The sequence below is a fragment of the bacterium genome (assembly GCA_024228115.1).
Lineage (GTDB): Bacteria > Myxococcota_A > UBA9160 > UBA9160 > UBA6930.
Genome location: JAAETT010000540.1, coordinates 23,170 through 38,019, shown reverse-complemented (window position 1 = coordinate 38,019; position 14,850 = coordinate 23,170). Strand labels below are relative to the sequence as shown.

The window sequence follows — 14,850 nt, the reverse complement described above, 5'->3', positions numbered from 1 at the left end:
GATCGATCCCGCAGGAGTGCATATGGCTGTTCGTGTAGAATCTCATCGGGTCTCCTTCTGAGCGGATGCTCTGTGTTATGTGCATCCAACCTACTCGATGGCCGAGTGGGTTCAGGAGGGGGCCTGGATGAGGATCAAGGCAATGCAGCTGACCGCCAGGTGCCGTGGTCGAGGGGCGTCGCATGTTCCAGGGCTACGCCCTGGCATGCGTCTTGAGGTGCTTGGCGGCGGGCGCGTATGCTTGTCCCAACATTCCTGGCCTGGCGGCAGCTGATCGCCGGATCCGTTGGGCGGCAGGAGGAAGCGCCCGGATGGCACAGATCGCCCATCTCGTTCGGATTCGTGCAACGCCGGAGAGCGTGTACCGGCGCGTGGCTAGCACGGCCGGCATCGCGGAGTGGTTCACGCAGGCTTCCTCTCCGGACTATCGCAAGGGCGGCACACTGGAGAGAATGGGAGTTCCAACGGGTGATTCGTGTCCGACAAGGGGGTGATTTGACAAGTCCTTCTGGGGAGAATGAGGACTCATTACTAGCGGAGCGCCCATTGGGGTGATCGGAGGCCTGCGCGTCACGCATCTCGTGTTCGTCGGGACCGATCCAGTGTTGCTGCGCTTCGCGGGACTCCATCTCACGCCTTCCGACCGCACGGTGGTGGCCTGGCTGAAGGCCTTCACCCCCCAGATGCTCGAGAAGTTGTCGGAGCTGATCCGGGAGCTCGTGTACGACCAGGTCGAGCGTTGCGGCCTTTCCCGGTTGACGATCGACCGCGATGGAACGGTGCTGCGAACTGGCACGAAGGTCGACGGAGCAGAACGGGGCTTCAACCCGCACCATCTCAAGGATCTCTCCTACTACCCGCCCACGGCGCATCTTACCCAGCACGGCCAGATCCTTCGCGTCTGGAATCGGCCGGGGAACGTGCACGACAGTCACAATGCTGCCGGCTTTCTCGGCGGCGTGTTCGAGGATCTCCGAGGCCGGTTCGGGCATCGCCTTCCAGTGGAGCTACGCATGGACGCGGCCTTCTTTCACCCGGAGATCTTCTCGTTTCTCGACGGAGAACGGGTGGAGTACGCCCTGAAGGCTCCAATGTGGAAGTGGCTCGGCCTGCGATCGAAGGCGACGCCCGCCGAGGTGTACAGGCGGCGGAAGCTGGCGGGAACCCGCCAATCCCCGCAGGTTCCGGCAGCTCTACCTTGTCGATGTCAGTCAGCGTGCGCAATCCGGAAGGCAACGGGCAATTCCCGCCATGGAACCGGAGCACCCTCCAGCGTAGGGTGATCGTGCCTTGGGAAGGCTGTTGCGGGGGAACCATGCACGCAAACTGCTTTCTCAAGTCCACTCTCCGATGTCGAACCCTCCGAGGGCTCTGCACAGCGCTTCGACTCGCGTTCACAGCCCTGGTGCTGGCGGGTGCTCCGGCATCGGCCGCCACGATCAACCAGGTTACGGGAACCAACGGATTGGGTGTTGCCAACGCGCCGTGCGGAATGGCGCCAGGCTTCAACATCCAAGAGATCGACAACGGCCCTGTCGGAGGCGGCTTCTCCTCCTCCGGCAGCAATTGCTCGGTGTCGGTCTCCGCTACGGCGGGGGGCGGCGTCGCAACCGTGACGGCGACCTACCAGAAGGACACGGGCTCCAGTGTGCAGGGGCGAGTGGGTGCCACGGCCTCGAGCTCCTATGAAATCGTCCTGATTGCCCCCAGCGGCTATACCGGCGGCAAGATCCCCTTCAGCTTCGGCGCCGACGTGTCGGGGACCACCTCGGCCTACGCTGCGTCGCTTTCGAGGTTCGGTGGACGTGCAAGCGGTGCCACCCTGACGGCGCAGATCGGCTTCACCGGGTTCACTTCCAACTTCTCCACCGTCACCATGACGGACACCGCCTCCGCCAGCGCGGCGGCATCAGCCAACCTCAGCCAGCCCGTGGACACAGACACGGATTCGTTGGGGGCCACCCTACAGACAGGGGTCGCGATGATCGATCCGACCCGCAGGCTGACGATCGGGATGTCCCTTTCCGCCGGCGCAGGCGCCAACGGCCATGCGGACTTCGATGCGCTCGCCATCGTGGATGCGGCGAACTCGCTGACCTTCGCCAGCGGTCGGCCGGCCTTCGACCTCCCGCCAGGCTGGAGCGTCGACGTGGCGGACGCGAACATCTTCGACAACGTCTGGTATGACCCGCGCGCCGTGCCTGAAGCACGCGCGAGTTGGCTCATCGCGATGGCGGGTTTGGCCGCGTGCCTCTCCGGAAGACGCGTGCGCAGGGGAAGAGAGTAGGAAGGAAGCAGGGCGTGATGGCCGACGCCTGAAGACCGCTTCTTGCCCCTGGAGCTCGCACCTCAGAGAAAGACGAGGGCATTCAACGTGATCGCCTTGGCGACCGCCTCGGTCGTGGTGTCCGCAGCGAGCTTCTCCCGGGCGCAGCGAAGGGTCTGCCGGAGCGCCCGTTCGCTCATCCCCATCGCATCGGCCGACGCCACCGTGCTGCGCCCAACGGCCATGGATGCGAGAGCGTCGCGTTCCCGCGTGGTCAACCCCGCGGTTCGGGCCAACACCCCAAGAGAGAAGGCGAGGCCCTGCAAGAGGAGGAGTCGATTGCGAATCAGCGCGATTCGCGCTTCCTCCCCGGCCTCCGGGCCGTCGGCGCTGGCTTTGCAGAAGGTGGAGAGCACGACGTAGCCCACGCCGAACGGGGAGCCGACCGTGATCCCCCGTCGAAGCGAGGCTCGACGGCACGCCGCGGCCACCCCCGGCGAGATCAGGCGCTGGTCGTCGAGATCGACGACCAGCGGCACGTCCGGCTCGTCGAAGATGCGCGCCGCGATGCGCAGCTGGGTGATCCCACCGTCCTCCCGGAAGGCATGCAGAAGGCGGGACGGTGCGGAGTGGGCCCGGATCACGTCCCTCTTGCGAAAGCTGGCTGCCGCCATCGGGACGAAGTAATAGAAAAGCGCTTCGATTCCGTCGTCGCGAAGATCCTCTCTGAGTCGATCGAGCATCGCCTCGAGGGCCTCGGCCGTGCGCAGATCCTGCACCAGGCCCGGGGCCCGCGCCTCATCGCGTGGGTCCCCGACAGGCAGGACGACACCAAAGGAATCCGGAATGCGAGCGGTGGCCTCATCCTTGGCGCGGAGGACTGCGACTGCCGCCTCGCGGGTCGTGGCGACGCCGAGCTTGCGCCGGAGTCCCAGCAGGTGCTTCTCGGCTGTGGACATCGCGATCTCGAGTCGCTCTGCGATCTCCTGCGCCGAGAGCCCGCGCCCGAGGAGCGTGGCACAGGTGGACTCGCGCTCCGTCAGTCCGTAGCGCTCGGCCAGTCGATGATCGATCGTGAGCTGTCCATCCCGGGTTCCGTGCAGCGTTTCGCTCGGCTTGATCCTGCGCATCCAACTCGGATCCTGGTCGATGGGCGAGACCCTGTCTCGCGTGAAGCCGGTAGACAACTCGGCCCGCTGGAGGCCATTCTATCGGATTCCGGCTCGATCCGAGGCGAATCGACGAACGCACGTTCCCACAGGGGTTGCCCTGTAGGCGATTCGTCCCCGCCCCCCCGGGTGTGTGTTCTTCTTCTTGTCAAGGCACACCCCTTATCGCACATGGATCCCCTGTTGGAGTTCCTCTCCCTCCCGGATCACTTCTACGCCGACCACTTCGGCACCGACGACTTCCAGAGCTTCTCGCACTTCGTCTCCTACGTGGGGTGCGCGGTCATGAACCCCCTCTTCCAGGCCCGGGCCCGCCGACACCGGAACTTCGACGAGGAGACGGGGCTCCCCAACGCGAGCTACATCTCCAAGCGCATTCACGGGGAGATCTCGCGCAGCCAGGGTCGCGAGCACGCCCTGGCCCTGGCGGTGTGCCGCATCGAGAACCTGGAAGCGATCTGTCGAGAATAGGAGTTCCAACGGGTGATTCGTGTCCGATACGGGGGTGATTTGACAAGTCCCTCTGGGGAGAATGAGGACTCATCGCTAGCGGAGCGCCCATTGGGAATCACGCCCGCATCCGCTCGTGTCTCGGTCGCCGGCTGTGGTTGAGCACCAGGCTTCGAACCTGGGGGTCGGGGGTTCGAATCGACCTTTCTGTGCCGCATCGTCGCCGGATGGGTTCGGCACCGCCATTGGCTGGCAGCATTCCGGAGGAGGAAGACCGCAACCTCCCTTTCTGCGCCCGGCGGTGGCTTCGGCTTCCGCCATTCCGGATTGAACCACCGGGCCACCCCCGACGACTCAGATGTGAGATGGTCTGTCTCCGGGAGGAAACCGATGTCGATTCGAGCGATGCAATGGGTCCTGGTGCTCGCCCTTACCTGCCTGGTCGCGGCCTCGGGCGCGGCGCAGGTCCGCGAAGACCTGCTCGAGGGAGATCCGCTCGGTGGGCAGGGCAAGGTGACGAGCCCCGTGCCGGCGCAGGATCCCGACGCGCCGCAGAAGCGGGTTCCGAAGCCGAAGCGGCACGACCCGCGCAAAGGCAAGGTGCCCGAGGAGGTCACCACGCCGGGCGCCGTGAGGCCTTCGCCAATGCGGCCGGGAATGGGGCAGCTCGATCCGAACCAGGTCGATAGCCGGCCGAAAGCCGATATCGGCATCCGCATCGTCGAGGCCGTCCTGCCTCGGGTCGAGGTCGTCGTCGAGGTGAAGAACAACGGTCCCACTGCGCTCGCCCGCAAGGCGATCGTCTCCGTGCGCGTCGACGCGGGCGACGCCTGCGACTGGCCTAGTGGCAATCCCGTCGTTCCGGTCTCAGGCCTCCGAGTGGGTGAGACGCGCCAAGTCGTCGTTCGCACCCGCAACCCGCGATGCTCCGAGCGTTATACCCGCCCGCGCGAAGAACTCTCGGTGCATGCATCCGTGAGCCCCTCGATGCGGCGTGGCGAAGGCTATGCGGATCCGAACCCGGCGAACGATCGGGTGTCCGCGCGTCTGGTGGAGGTGCTCCGCGATGATCGCCAAACGCCGGCCGCGCGTGGGGAGCGAAGGGTGCGCGTCAAGCTCTCGAATCTCGTCTTCTGGATGCGCTGCGGCCGGGGTGCCGGCGACGTCTGCGAGATCGAGTGGATCAAGACCCAGCTTCACAACGCAAGCGAAACGACCCATGACCACCCGAATCTCGGCATCATGCAGTCTGGACGATCGGGAGACCGGCTCGCACACAGCCCAAGCCATCTCAAGGTGCGGGATGGCGATCTCGTGGGAGTCCCGCACGCGGCGACGGCTGAAGCCTATGCCTACGAGGGCGAGACGATCGAGTTCGTGATGAAGGCGCGGGACATGGACTGCAGTCGAGACCGGGATTGCCGCCGTGGCAATACGGGCAAGCGCGTCCACCGCTTCCAGGTTCCTCACTTCTGGCCGGGCTTCCCGGGCAACTGCGACGCCAGGCAGTCGGTTCACGAGATGAGGGGCTGGAGCAGCTCTGGGGAGGTCGGCGGAACGCCGCATCCGCGTATCCAGCCGGAGGGCCACGAAGTCTACCCTGCGCAGATCTGCTTCGAGCCTGTCGCGGAGGGCCGCTCGGGGTTCTGAGCTGGGGCATCGGCTCCCCCGGCAAGCGCCCGAGGAAACCTTCGGGCGTTGCACGGCGTCTACCGTGTCGATCGAACGACCCGCAGCGGGAACTCCCCACGGGGACATCCGGCCTTGCCCCTCGCACGACGCGGGCTAAATACCCGCCCATGCCCCCCAAAGGCCTGGACCTCTCTCGCTCGAAAGAGCTCTTCCGCCGCGCCAAGCGTTTCATCCCTGGCGGCGTGAACAGCCCGGTGCGAGCGTACGGAGCGGTTGGCGGTACGCCGCCTTTCATCGCTTCCGGCAAGGGAGCCCATGTCACCGATGTGGATGGCAATCGTTACATCGATTACGTGGGTTCCTGGGGGCCGCTGATCCTCGGCCACTCGGACGCGCGTGTCGTACGGGCGGTCAAGCAAGCCGCCTCGGCAGGCACGAGTTTCGGTGCGCCGACCGAGGGCGAAATCGAAATCGCAGAACAGGTCTGCAAGGCCGTTCCCAGCGTGCAGCAGGTGCGCTTCGTGTCGTCGGGCACGGAAGCCACGATGAGCGCGATTCGTCTGGCCCGGGCTGCGACCGGCCGCAAGAAGATCCTGAAATTCACCGGCTGCTATCACGGCCATTCGGATGCGCTGCTGGTAGGCGCCGGCTCCGGCGTCGCCACCCTCGGTATTCCCGGCTCCCCCGGTGTACCGGAAGAGTTCGTGAAGCTCACCATTCAAGCGGCCTTCAACGATCTCTCGTCGGTGGCGGCGGCCTTCAAGCATCACGGTGCGGATCTGGCCTGCGTGTTGGTCGAGCCGGTGGCGGGCAACATGGGCTGCGTGCCACCCCTGCCGGGCTTCCTGCAGGGCCTGCGGGATCTTTGCGATCGGCACGGTGCACTACTCATCTTCGACGAGGTGATGACCGGTTTCCGGGTCGCCTGGGGCGGGGCCCAGTGCCTCTACAAGGTGAAGCCGGATCTCACGACGTTCGGCAAGGTGATCGGCGGGGGCTTGCCGGCTGCGGCCTACGGCGGGCGCAGGGACCTGATGCGGGAGATCGCTCCAGCCGGGCCGGTCTACCAGGCGGGGACACTCTCGGGAAATCCACTGGCGGTGGCCGCCGGGCGGGAGACCCTTCGACGCCTGGCCGAGCCCGGAGTCTACGACGCCCTGGCCGAGAAGACCGCCTTCCTGACCGAGGGCCTGGCCCAGCGCGCCAAGGCGGCAGATATCGAGTTCACCACCACCGCGGTCGGCGGGATGTTCGGGTTCTTCTTCCACCCCGGCCCGGTGCGGAACTTCGAGGACGCCAAGAAGGCTCACGAGGCCCGCTTCCAGGTCTTTTTCAAGAGCCTGCTGGAGCAGGGGGTCTATCTGGCGCCCTCTCCGTTCGAGGCGGCTTTCGTCTCCCTGGCCCATCGTCCCTCGGAGCTTTGCGAGACCCTCCAAGCGGCTGAAATCGCGTTCGAAAAGGCCGCTCGGGTGCGTTGAGGCCCTCCGGGCCATCGGCTAGGATCCGCGCCGCTTCCCTACCGGGGTTGGCTCGGCCAGTCCCCGGAGGCAGGTACAGATCGTGAAGCAGGATCAGTTCGGCCAGCATGGCCAGGACGGTCGGGACGACGGGTCCGACGGAAGCCTCCCCGGTGGGGGCAGCCGCGCGATGGCCCGCGCCAGCGAGGCCGTTCTTGCCATCCCCATTGGTGGGGGCATCGGCTGGGCGGTGGATCGTTGGCTCGGGACGGATCCCTGGCTGGTGATGATCGGTCTGGGATTGGGATTCGCCGCATTCGTTCGGAACCTGCTCCGGCTCCGAAAGATGGTCGAGGCTGAAGCGCTCGCCGCACCGCAACAAGATGAAGACCCAGCCGCCTGGCTGGAACCGAACAACGATGACGACCACCCGGGTTGGATGATCCTGGGCGACAGAGACGATGACGACTCAACCGATTGACACCATGCAGCAAGGCTCCGTGCTCGGCTGGAACCTCGCGTTTTCCGCGGGGGCCACGGCGGCGTCCTATGCGTGGGTGTCTCCGCGTTTCGCGTTTGCGTTGGCGCTGGGTGCGGGCCTCGAGGTGATGAACTTCCGTTCCCTCTACAGCTCCTGTCATCGGATCTTCGGCATGGGAACCGAGGGCGTTTCTGGCGCAGGGCCTGCTGTGGGAGCCTTCGGTTTGCGCTTCCTGCTGCTGGCCGCCGTGTTGTTCTTTGCCCTTCGCGAGGGCATGCACCCGGTCGGCCTGCTCGTGGGGCTCTCCCTGATCATGCCCGCGGTCGTGGTCGCGGCCTGGCGCTCCCGCCCGGCGATCGATCCGACCGCTCCCGCTCTGCCCGACGACGATCCCGCATGGGATATCTGGAACCCCTGGCTGGCCCATGAGAACGCGCCGCCGGATGAAGAAGAGGACGAGATTTCGTGAACGTCTTCCATGGCCTCGAGCATGCGACCCACATTCCGTGGGTGATCTGGTCTTCGCTGTTCGCCGGCGGCTTGCTGCTACTGACCGGCGTGATGATTCGCTCCAAGCTCGCCTCGGCCAACGGCGGGGTCATTCCCGATGAGGGATTCACCCTTCGCAACGTCATCGAGTTGCTGGTCGAGATGCTCTCTGGCCTCGCGCAGGAGAACATGGGCCCGAACTGGCGGAAGTACTTCCCCTTCATCGGGACGCTCTTCCTGTTCATCCTGTTCTCGAACCTGCTCGGGCTGATTCCGACCCTCGACGGCGCTACCAGCAGCGCGGGCACCACCTGGGCGTGGGCGATCATCTCGTTCGTGATCCACCAGTACGTTGGAATCAAAGAGCACGGCTGGTCCTATGTGAACCACTTCCTCGGACCCAGCCTGTATGACCTCAAGCTAGGCGAGAAGACCTACCACCTCAGACTGATGGCACCGCTCTATGCGCCCATCGAGCTGCTCTCGCATCTCTCTCGGGTCTTCACGCTTGCAGTCCGACTGCTGGCGAACATGTTCGCTGACCACACGGTGGTCGCGGTCTGGCTCGGTCTCGTTCCGGTCGTCGTACCGGCCATTTTCATGGGTCTGGGCGTGCTCGTCGCGTTCCTCCAGGCCTATGTGTTCGCGATGCTTTCGATGATCTACATCGGCTTGGCCCTCGAAGAGGCGCACTAGCTCTCACCAAGGAGATCCTTCCCAATGCGTAAGTTCGGCAACCTTCTTCTCTGGACGCTCGTCGTCTACCTCGTGCCCATGGCGGCCTTCGCGCAGGACGGCAGCGGCGGCGGCGACGCCAGCTGGGGCTACGCCCTCGGTGCTGGGATCGCGATCGGCTTCGCGGGTCTCGGCTGCGGCATCGGCCAGGGCCTGACCGCCGGCAACACCACTGCGGGTATCGCTCGCAACCCGGGTGCGGCCGGAGCGATGTTCACCAACTTCATCCTGGGCATGGTCCTGATCGAGTCGATCGCGATCTACGGCCTCGTGATTGGCTTCCTGCTCCAGGGCAAGATCCAATAGTTTCGGCAATCACTGCCTGAACGGCGGCCCGGTGGCTTCGCGCTGCCGGGCCGTTCGTCATTTCAGGGGCGGAAGTGAAGCCTCCGGGTGGGAGCAGCGACGCGGGGCTCACCCCGTGTTGATTCCCCGAGCCGCAACCAAGCTCCCGCCCGGAGGCTTCTGCCCGCGTGATCCCCGGTCCCGTCGAGGGATGCTTGCGGGCGGACGCCGTGAAGCGTCATGCCATTTCGTAATCGCAATCCACGTGCCACTCTCTGCCGGTGCACGATTGCATCGAATCACGAACACCAACGCGGAGTTGCAGAACCGGGCAACCCGCGCCTGGCGATCGCCGTGAACCTAGCCGGGGAGACATGCCGTGAACTCAGGTGCGCGGGGTGTGTTCATCGTCTTCGAAGGCGTCGATGGCAGCGGCAAATCGACCCAGGTGGCGAGGCTGGTTGCGTGGCTGGAAGAAGCGGGACACACAGTGGTGGCCACCCGGGAACCACACGATTGCGAGGCCGGGCGGCGGATTCGCGAGATGGCGCGCAGTGGCAAGCGCGTGAGCGCCGAGCAGGAACTGGCCTGGTTCCAGGAGCAGCGTCGCCTGCACGTGCGCGATGTGATCGAGCCCGCGCTGGCGGCCGGCCACATCGTGGTATGTGATCGCTACTACTTTTCTTCGGCCGCCTACCAAGGCGCGCGGGGCTTGGATCCTGAGCGCATCTTGAGAGAGAGCGAGACGGAATTTCCGACGCCGGATCTCGTGTTGTACCTCGATCTTGCGCCGAAAGCCGGGCTGGAACGCGTGGCCTCCCGCGGCGACCCAGCCGAACCGGTGTTCGAAGACCAGGAGCGCCTCCAGGCGGTGGCTGAAATCTACCGCTCCTTCGCATTTCCGTTCTTCATGCGCGTGGACGCGAGCGGATCGGAGGAAACCGTGGCCGCTTCCCTGCAACAGATCGTTTCTGAGCATCTCGGCCGGGTCGTGTAGACTTCCAAGCCATGCCGGAGCATTCGCAAGCTGCCGAGGCCGATCTGGCCCGTCGTTACCTGGCGATCCGAGAAGCCACCCGAGCGCTCGTCGCTCCACTTTCGCCGGAGGATTGCACCGCGCAATCGATGACCGAGGCGAGCCCGGTGAAGTGGCATCTCGCCCACACCAGCTGGTTCTTCGAGACCTTCATCCTGGAGCAAAGCGAAGACGGCTTCAGACCCTTCCATCCGGAATTTCGCGTGCTCTTCAACTCCTACTACAACGCGGTCGGGGATCAGTTCTTTCGCCCGGAGCGCGGCCTGGTCACTCGACCCGGGCTCGCAGAGGTGATGGCCTACCGGGAGCACGTGGACGCGGCCATGTTGCGCCTGCTCGAGGCGGGTGCGCTCAGTACATCGGAGCAGGGCGTGGTCGAAGTAGGTCTTCACCACGAGCAGCAACACCAGGAGCTGATTCTCACCGATGTGAAACATCTGCTCGCGCGCAATCCCAGTCATCCCGCCTACCGCGAAGATCTCGAAACTCCTCACGAGGGATCGGTCGAAACGTTGGGTTGGCATGCCGTGCCCGGTGGGATCCATCAGGTGGGCTACGCGGGCCCGGGTTTTGCGTTCGACAACGAAGCGCCCCAACACGAAGTCCTGTTGCGGGAGGCCCGGCTTGCTTCGCGCCTGGTGACGAACGGGGAGTTCCTCGAGTTCATCGAGGACGGCGGCTATCGTCGGCCAGAGCATTGGTTATCCGACGGCTGGGCGACGGTGAACGAGCGCGGATGGTGCGCGCCCCTCTACTGGTTCGATGAAGACGGTGCCCGGTGTATCCAGACGCTCGGCGGGCCTCGGGGGCTTTGCCTGAGCGAGCCGGTCACACACGTGAGCGCCTACGAAGCCGATGCCTACGCCCGCTGGGCCGGCGCACGCTTGCCCACCGAGCAGGAGTGGGAGGTCGTTGCGGCATCCCAGCCGATGAAGGGAAATTTTGTCGAGAACGCCCGATTCCATCCCACCCCGGCACCGACGGGTGAACCTGCGGATGGCCCACGCCAGCTCTTCGGGGATACGTGGGAGTGGACGGCCAGCGCCTACTCACCCTATCCCGGCTATCGGGCTGCGCCTGGTGCGATCGGCGAGTACAACGGCAAGTTCATGGTCAACCAGCTCGTACTCCGCGGCGGCTCCTGCGCAACCTCGAACGCCCACCTCCGGCCGACCTACCGCAATTTCTTCTACCCGGACGCCCGCTGGCAATTCAGCGGAATCCGCCTCGCTCGCGACGAGTAACTCAACAGCGAGGACGGGGTTTACAATTGACTTCTTTGGCGGCAGAGCCGCCAAAGAAGTCAATTGTAAACCCCGTCCTCGCTGTTGACGTATTCGGTGTCGACCCCCGGGGGTTGTGACATTTCGATGGGGCTCACACCACATACCCCCTAGTAGCAGTGGAGGGTCCCGATGCGTGTTTTCCTGGTCGTGCTGGTTCTGCTCGTTTCGGGTCCGGCTCTGGCGGCACCGCTGATCCTCAACGAATACAACGCGGTCAGTGAGGACAAGCTGCTCAAGAACGGCGCCTCGGATCCGTTTCTGGGGACACCGCCGGGCACGCCGGTGGATGGGAACGGCTCGCTGGGGCTGCCCGTGGGCGAGCAGAACGATTGGCTGGAGCTGGTGGTCGTCGCCGATGGTCTGGACATCCGGGGCTGGAGCCTTCAGCTGATCGACGATGGCAATCCGGCTCAGCTCGTCACGTTCACGGCCGATCCGCTCTGGGCCAACCTTGCGGCCGGAACGATCATCGTCGTCTTCGAAGCCGACGACATCCCTGAAGACACGGATGCGACGGATCATCGGCTCGCAGTACGCGTGAACGGCAACGCGAGCACGCTCCCGACGTTCGTGGTGCCACAGGTCGACATCGATGTTTCGAACAAGGATTTCGAGCTGACGATCCTGGACGATCGTGGGCGGGTGATGTTCGGACCGACCGGCGAGGTCATCATCGGTGGCGGCATCGGCAGCACCGAGGTGTTCAAGCTCGAGACGGATCCGAGCGCTCTCGTGACCGAGGCCGACCTCGGATACAACGACGGTACTTCGAGCACGTTCGGCGCGCCGAACCTGTTCAGCGCGGGAACCCTTGTGCAGGATTTCTCGCTTCTGCGAGGTGGGACGCCGATCCTCGATGCCGATTTCGACGGTATCGCCGACTGCCGGGACATCTGCAGGGACGTCTTCAACCCGGCCCAGGAGAACTCCGATGGCGACGGAGCAGGCAACGCCTGCGATCCGGACTTCGACAACGACGGCGTCGTTGGCACCAGTGATTTCAACGCGCTCCGCGCCAACCTGGGTCTTGGGCTGGGCGACCCGGGCTACGACGATCTCTTCGACCTGAACGACGATCAGGCGATCGACATCCTCGACGTAAACGCATTGAACGCGCTCTTTGGTCAACCGCCGGGCCCCGGTGCCGTCGCTGACCCGTTGTGTGACGTCACCGATCCCACCGACGCGATCTTCGACCCGACGATCGTCCTGAATGTGGACATCCAGATCACGCAGGCTGACTGGGACGCACTGCGGGTCCAGACCCGCCTCCTGGAGGAATCTCTCACTTGCCAGGAAGTGGCACCGACCAGCCCCTTCACCTACTACCCCGCAACGGTGACCGTCGATGGCCAGGTCCTCACGAACGTCGGCGTGCGCAAGAAGGGGTTCCAGGGCTCGCTGAGTTCCTCCCGCCCGTCACTCAAGGTCGACTTCACCGAGTTCGTTCCGGGGCAGAAGTACAAGGGCCTGGATCGTCTGACGCTGAACAACATGCGCCAGGACGCGACGAGCATGAATACCTGCTTGTCCTACTACGCGATGCGGCAGGCCGGTGTGCCCGCGCCGCGTTGCAACTACGCCAAGGTGACCGTCAACGGCGTGCCGATGGGCATCTTCGCCAACGTCGAGAGCATCAAGAACCCGTTCCTGATCCGGAACTTCGGGACAGCTCAGGGGAATCTCTACGAGGGGGCCGTCGCCGATCTGCGCTCGAGCTTCTTCGGACGTTTCGAGATCAAGAACGGAGGCGATCGCGTCGACCTCCTCCGGCTCGCCCATCTGCTCGAGAAGAGCGATGCGGAGATCGCCCTCGAGCTCGGCAATCACATGGACGTGGACGCGTTCATGACGTTCTGGGCGATGGAGGGATTGATCGGCCATTGGGACGGATACAACGGCCCCAACAACAACAACTTCTACGTCTACAACGATCCAGCCACCAAGTTGCGGTTCTTCCCTTGGGGTGCTGACGCGACCTTCGGGGAGTTCGGTGGCTTCGTGAATCCGGCACCGATTTCCCCCTCGATCTTCCTCGACTCTCAGCTCTCCAGCCGCCTGTTCCAGATCCCCGCATTCCGGACGCAGTACCTGGTGGAGCTTCAGGCCCTTCGGGCACAACTCTTTCCCCAGGGTGGGAGTGCGGCGATGATCGCCGAAGTGGATCGCATGGAGTCGCAGGTCAACGATCCAGGCGACCCGTGGTTCGACCCGGCTCGGACGCTGGCCATCGATGAGGTCCGTCAGTGGGTGATCAATCGCTTCGACCACGTCGAAGCGGAACTGCTCGCGCTGCCGACGGCAAGTCCGCTCGGATCTCGCTTCTGCGTTGCACCCCTGGACCCCACGGACTCGGTCATCATGGACGTGGATACGCTCGTCACCGATACCGGCGCCAACCCGCTTGCGTGTGTGACATGCACCACTGCACAGGTGACGATCGGAGGTGTCACGCGAGTGCCTCCGACGTTCTTCCCGAACCCCCTGCAGGCCTTCGACAGGCTTGTCAACGCGGGCGGTGGATCGGAGTTCGGGCTGCTGTCCGTCATCGGGGACGTTCCCAACTCGACGATCGTGTTGGCCTCGGTCGATGAGACGTTGGTTCCGCAAATGCTTCCCGCCACGGTGCCGATCATCGATGGCCTCGGCAATGGCCTCGTGGGGGAGGCCCCGTTCGCGGATCCCACGGCGTTCAGCCTTCTCGGCTTCCTCACGCGTGCCCAGCTCCATCTCACGGCCTTTGGTGTCAACCCGGGCGATGCCGTGGTCGGTCAACTCACCGCGGACATCGTATCGTTCACGCCGGCTCCGGTGAACCCGCTGCCCCCGCTCCCGGTGGGAGGCGGCGGTAGTACCAGCGCCTGCGGAGTGGGCGCCGAGCTTGGAATCGTGATCCCGCTGCTGGCTTTATGGCGCCGCCGTCGCAGGGGCCACGCGTTTGGGCTCGCGACGACCGTCCTCTTCGTGGTCGTGATGCTGACGGCTCCTCAGGCTGCGGAAGCCACACCGATGGTCGAGTTGTTGTTCACCACACACAACGGCGGAGCCATTGCGCCGACGGCGAACGTGAACGCCGTTGCGGGCGATACCCTGGAGGCCCTACTTCGGGTCACGGCGGATGCGACCGGTGTGAGCAGCTACGGCCTCTCGGTGCGCTTCGATGCCGACGGTGCCAACGAACTCGATCTGGTGGGCGCAATCGAGCTGCTCGACACGGCCTTCAACATTGATCTCGGCGGCTCGGGCCCGCTCTCCACGACCGAGAGCGGAAGCGGCACAGCCGGCGAGCTCTTGAGTTTCGCAGCGGGGGCGACGGGTGTGGGTGTCGTGAATGCCAGCTTCGTCGTTGCGCTCTTGTCGTTCAGCGTGACGGCCAACGTGGTGCCGGATGGGATCGACCTGATGGCAGGCTTCTTCAACACCGGCACCGACGGCCTCTTCGGAAGCGGAGGCGAAGCGCTGGCAGCCTCGACGATCTTCAGTGGCGCGTCTGTTCCCGAACCCGCAACCATTCTGCTACTGGCCGTATCTGCCGCAGCCCTCAGACGGCGAAAAGTCAACTAG

At 64.8% G+C, this 14,850-nt stretch carries 14 protein-coding genes; 13 read left to right on the top strand and 1 reads right to left on the bottom strand.

The window, feature by feature from the left end:
* Positions 1 to 311: 311 nt before the first annotated feature.
* Genes GY937_22225 through GY937_22215 form a run of 3 tightly spaced genes read left to right on the top strand, consistent with a single transcriptional unit; the run spans position 312 to position 2,287 of the window.
* Positions 312 to 494, top strand: a complete 183-nt coding sequence (locus tag GY937_22225) for a hypothetical protein (protein ID MCP5059431.1) — start codon at positions 312 to 314, stop codon at positions 492 to 494.
* 57 nt (positions 495 to 551) lie between these two features.
* Positions 552 to 1,283 (top strand): hypothetical protein, encoded by a 732-nt coding sequence (locus GY937_22220; GenBank protein MCP5059430.1) that lies wholly within the window; start codon positions 552 to 554, stop codon positions 1,281 to 1,283.
* 32 nt (positions 1,284 to 1,315) lie between these two features.
* Complete coding sequence (locus tag GY937_22215; GenBank protein ID MCP5059429.1) at positions 1,316 to 2,287, top strand: hypothetical protein; 972 nt, start codon at positions 1,316 to 1,318, stop codon at positions 2,285 to 2,287.
* A gap of 62 nt (positions 2,288 to 2,349) precedes the next feature.
* Here the strand turns inward: GY937_22215 and GY937_22210 are convergent, their stop codons facing one another.
* Positions 2,350 to 3,396: a hypothetical protein gene (locus GY937_22210; GenBank protein MCP5059428.1), complete on the bottom strand. Its 1,047-nt coding sequence runs from the start codon at positions 3,394 to 3,396 to the stop codon at positions 2,350 to 2,352.
* A gap of 210 nt (positions 3,397 to 3,606) precedes the next feature.
* On the opposite strand from GY937_22210, the gene GY937_22205 reads away from it, so the two are divergent.
* From GY937_22205 to GY937_22160, 10 genes are all read left to right on the top strand, one after another.
* Positions 3,607 to 3,906, top strand: a complete 300-nt coding sequence (locus tag GY937_22205) for a GGDEF domain-containing protein (protein MCP5059427.1) — start codon at positions 3,607 to 3,609, stop codon at positions 3,904 to 3,906.
* Between the two features lie 369 nt (positions 3,907 to 4,275).
* Complete coding sequence (locus GY937_22200; GenBank protein MCP5059426.1) at positions 4,276 to 5,535, top strand: hypothetical protein; 1,260 nt, start codon at positions 4,276 to 4,278, stop codon at positions 5,533 to 5,535.
* 149 nt (positions 5,536 to 5,684) lie between these two features.
* Positions 5,685 to 6,995, top strand: a complete 1,311-nt coding sequence (gene hemL / locus GY937_22195) for a glutamate-1-semialdehyde 2,1-aminomutase (GenBank protein ID MCP5059425.1) — start codon at positions 5,685 to 5,687, stop codon at positions 6,993 to 6,995.
* 82 nt (positions 6,996 to 7,077) lie between these two features.
* Complete coding sequence (locus GY937_22190) at positions 7,078 to 7,455, top strand: hypothetical protein (GenBank protein ID MCP5059424.1); 378 nt, start codon at positions 7,078 to 7,080, stop codon at positions 7,453 to 7,455.
* Positions 7,436 to 7,924 (top strand): ATP synthase subunit I, encoded by a 489-nt coding sequence (locus tag GY937_22185; protein MCP5059423.1) that lies wholly within the window; start codon positions 7,436 to 7,438, stop codon positions 7,922 to 7,924. Before GY937_22190 ends, GY937_22185 begins: the two co-directional genes overlap by 20 nt.
* Positions 7,921 to 8,640 (top strand): F0F1 ATP synthase subunit A, encoded by a 720-nt coding sequence (gene atpB, locus GY937_22180; GenBank protein ID MCP5059422.1) that lies wholly within the window; start codon positions 7,921 to 7,923, stop codon positions 8,638 to 8,640. The genes GY937_22185 and atpB overlap by 4 nt, the downstream gene beginning before the upstream one ends.
* Before the next feature lie 24 nt (positions 8,641 to 8,664).
* Positions 8,665 to 8,985, top strand: a complete 321-nt coding sequence (atpE, locus tag GY937_22175; protein ID MCP5059421.1) for an ATP synthase F0 subunit C — start codon at positions 8,665 to 8,667, stop codon at positions 8,983 to 8,985.
* A 358-nt stretch (positions 8,986 to 9,343) separates the two neighbouring features.
* On the top strand, positions 9,344 to 9,961 hold the full coding sequence (gene tmk, locus GY937_22170) for a dTMP kinase (protein ID MCP5059420.1): 618 nt from the start codon (positions 9,344 to 9,346) through the stop codon (positions 9,959 to 9,961).
* 11 nt (positions 9,962 to 9,972) lie between these two features.
* Entirely contained in the window at positions 9,973 to 11,244 is a 1,272-nt protein-coding gene (locus GY937_22165; GenBank protein ID MCP5059419.1) for an ergothioneine biosynthesis protein EgtB, read from the top strand.
* Between the two features lie 171 nt (positions 11,245 to 11,415).
* Positions 11,416 to 14,850 carry a PEP-CTERM sorting domain-containing protein gene (locus tag GY937_22160; GenBank protein MCP5059418.1) on the top strand — a complete coding sequence of 1,145 codons (3,435 nt, stop codon included), beginning with the start codon at positions 11,416 to 11,418 and terminating at the stop codon, positions 14,848 to 14,850.

Coding starts and splice junctions, on each gene's coding strand:
- GY937_22225 (MCP5059431.1), top strand. CDS start 312: ATGGCACAGATCGCCCATCTCGTTCGGATTCGTGCAACGCCGGAGAGC.
- GY937_22215 (MCP5059429.1), top strand. CDS start 1,316: ATGCACGCAAACTGCTTTCTCAAGTCCACTCTCCGATGTCGAACCCTC.
- GY937_22210 (MCP5059428.1), bottom strand. CDS start 3,396: ATGCGCAGGATCAAGCCGAGCGAAACGCTGCACGGAACCCGGGATGGA.
- GY937_22205 (MCP5059427.1), top strand. CDS start 3,607: ATGGATCCCCTGTTGGAGTTCCTCTCCCTCCCGGATCACTTCTACGCC.
- GY937_22200 (MCP5059426.1), top strand. CDS start 4,276: ATGTCGATTCGAGCGATGCAATGGGTCCTGGTGCTCGCCCTTACCTGC.
- hemL (MCP5059425.1), top strand. CDS start 5,685: ATGCCCCCCAAAGGCCTGGACCTCTCTCGCTCGAAAGAGCTCTTCCGC.
- GY937_22185 (MCP5059423.1), top strand. CDS start 7,436: ATGACGACTCAACCGATTGACACCATGCAGCAAGGCTCCGTGCTCGGC.
- atpE (MCP5059421.1), top strand. CDS start 8,665: ATGCGTAAGTTCGGCAACCTTCTTCTCTGGACGCTCGTCGTCTACCTC.
- GY937_22165 (MCP5059419.1), top strand. CDS start 9,973: ATGCCGGAGCATTCGCAAGCTGCCGAGGCCGATCTGGCCCGTCGTTAC.
- GY937_22160 (MCP5059418.1), top strand. CDS start 11,416: ATGCGTGTTTTCCTGGTCGTGCTGGTTCTGCTCGTTTCGGGTCCGGCT.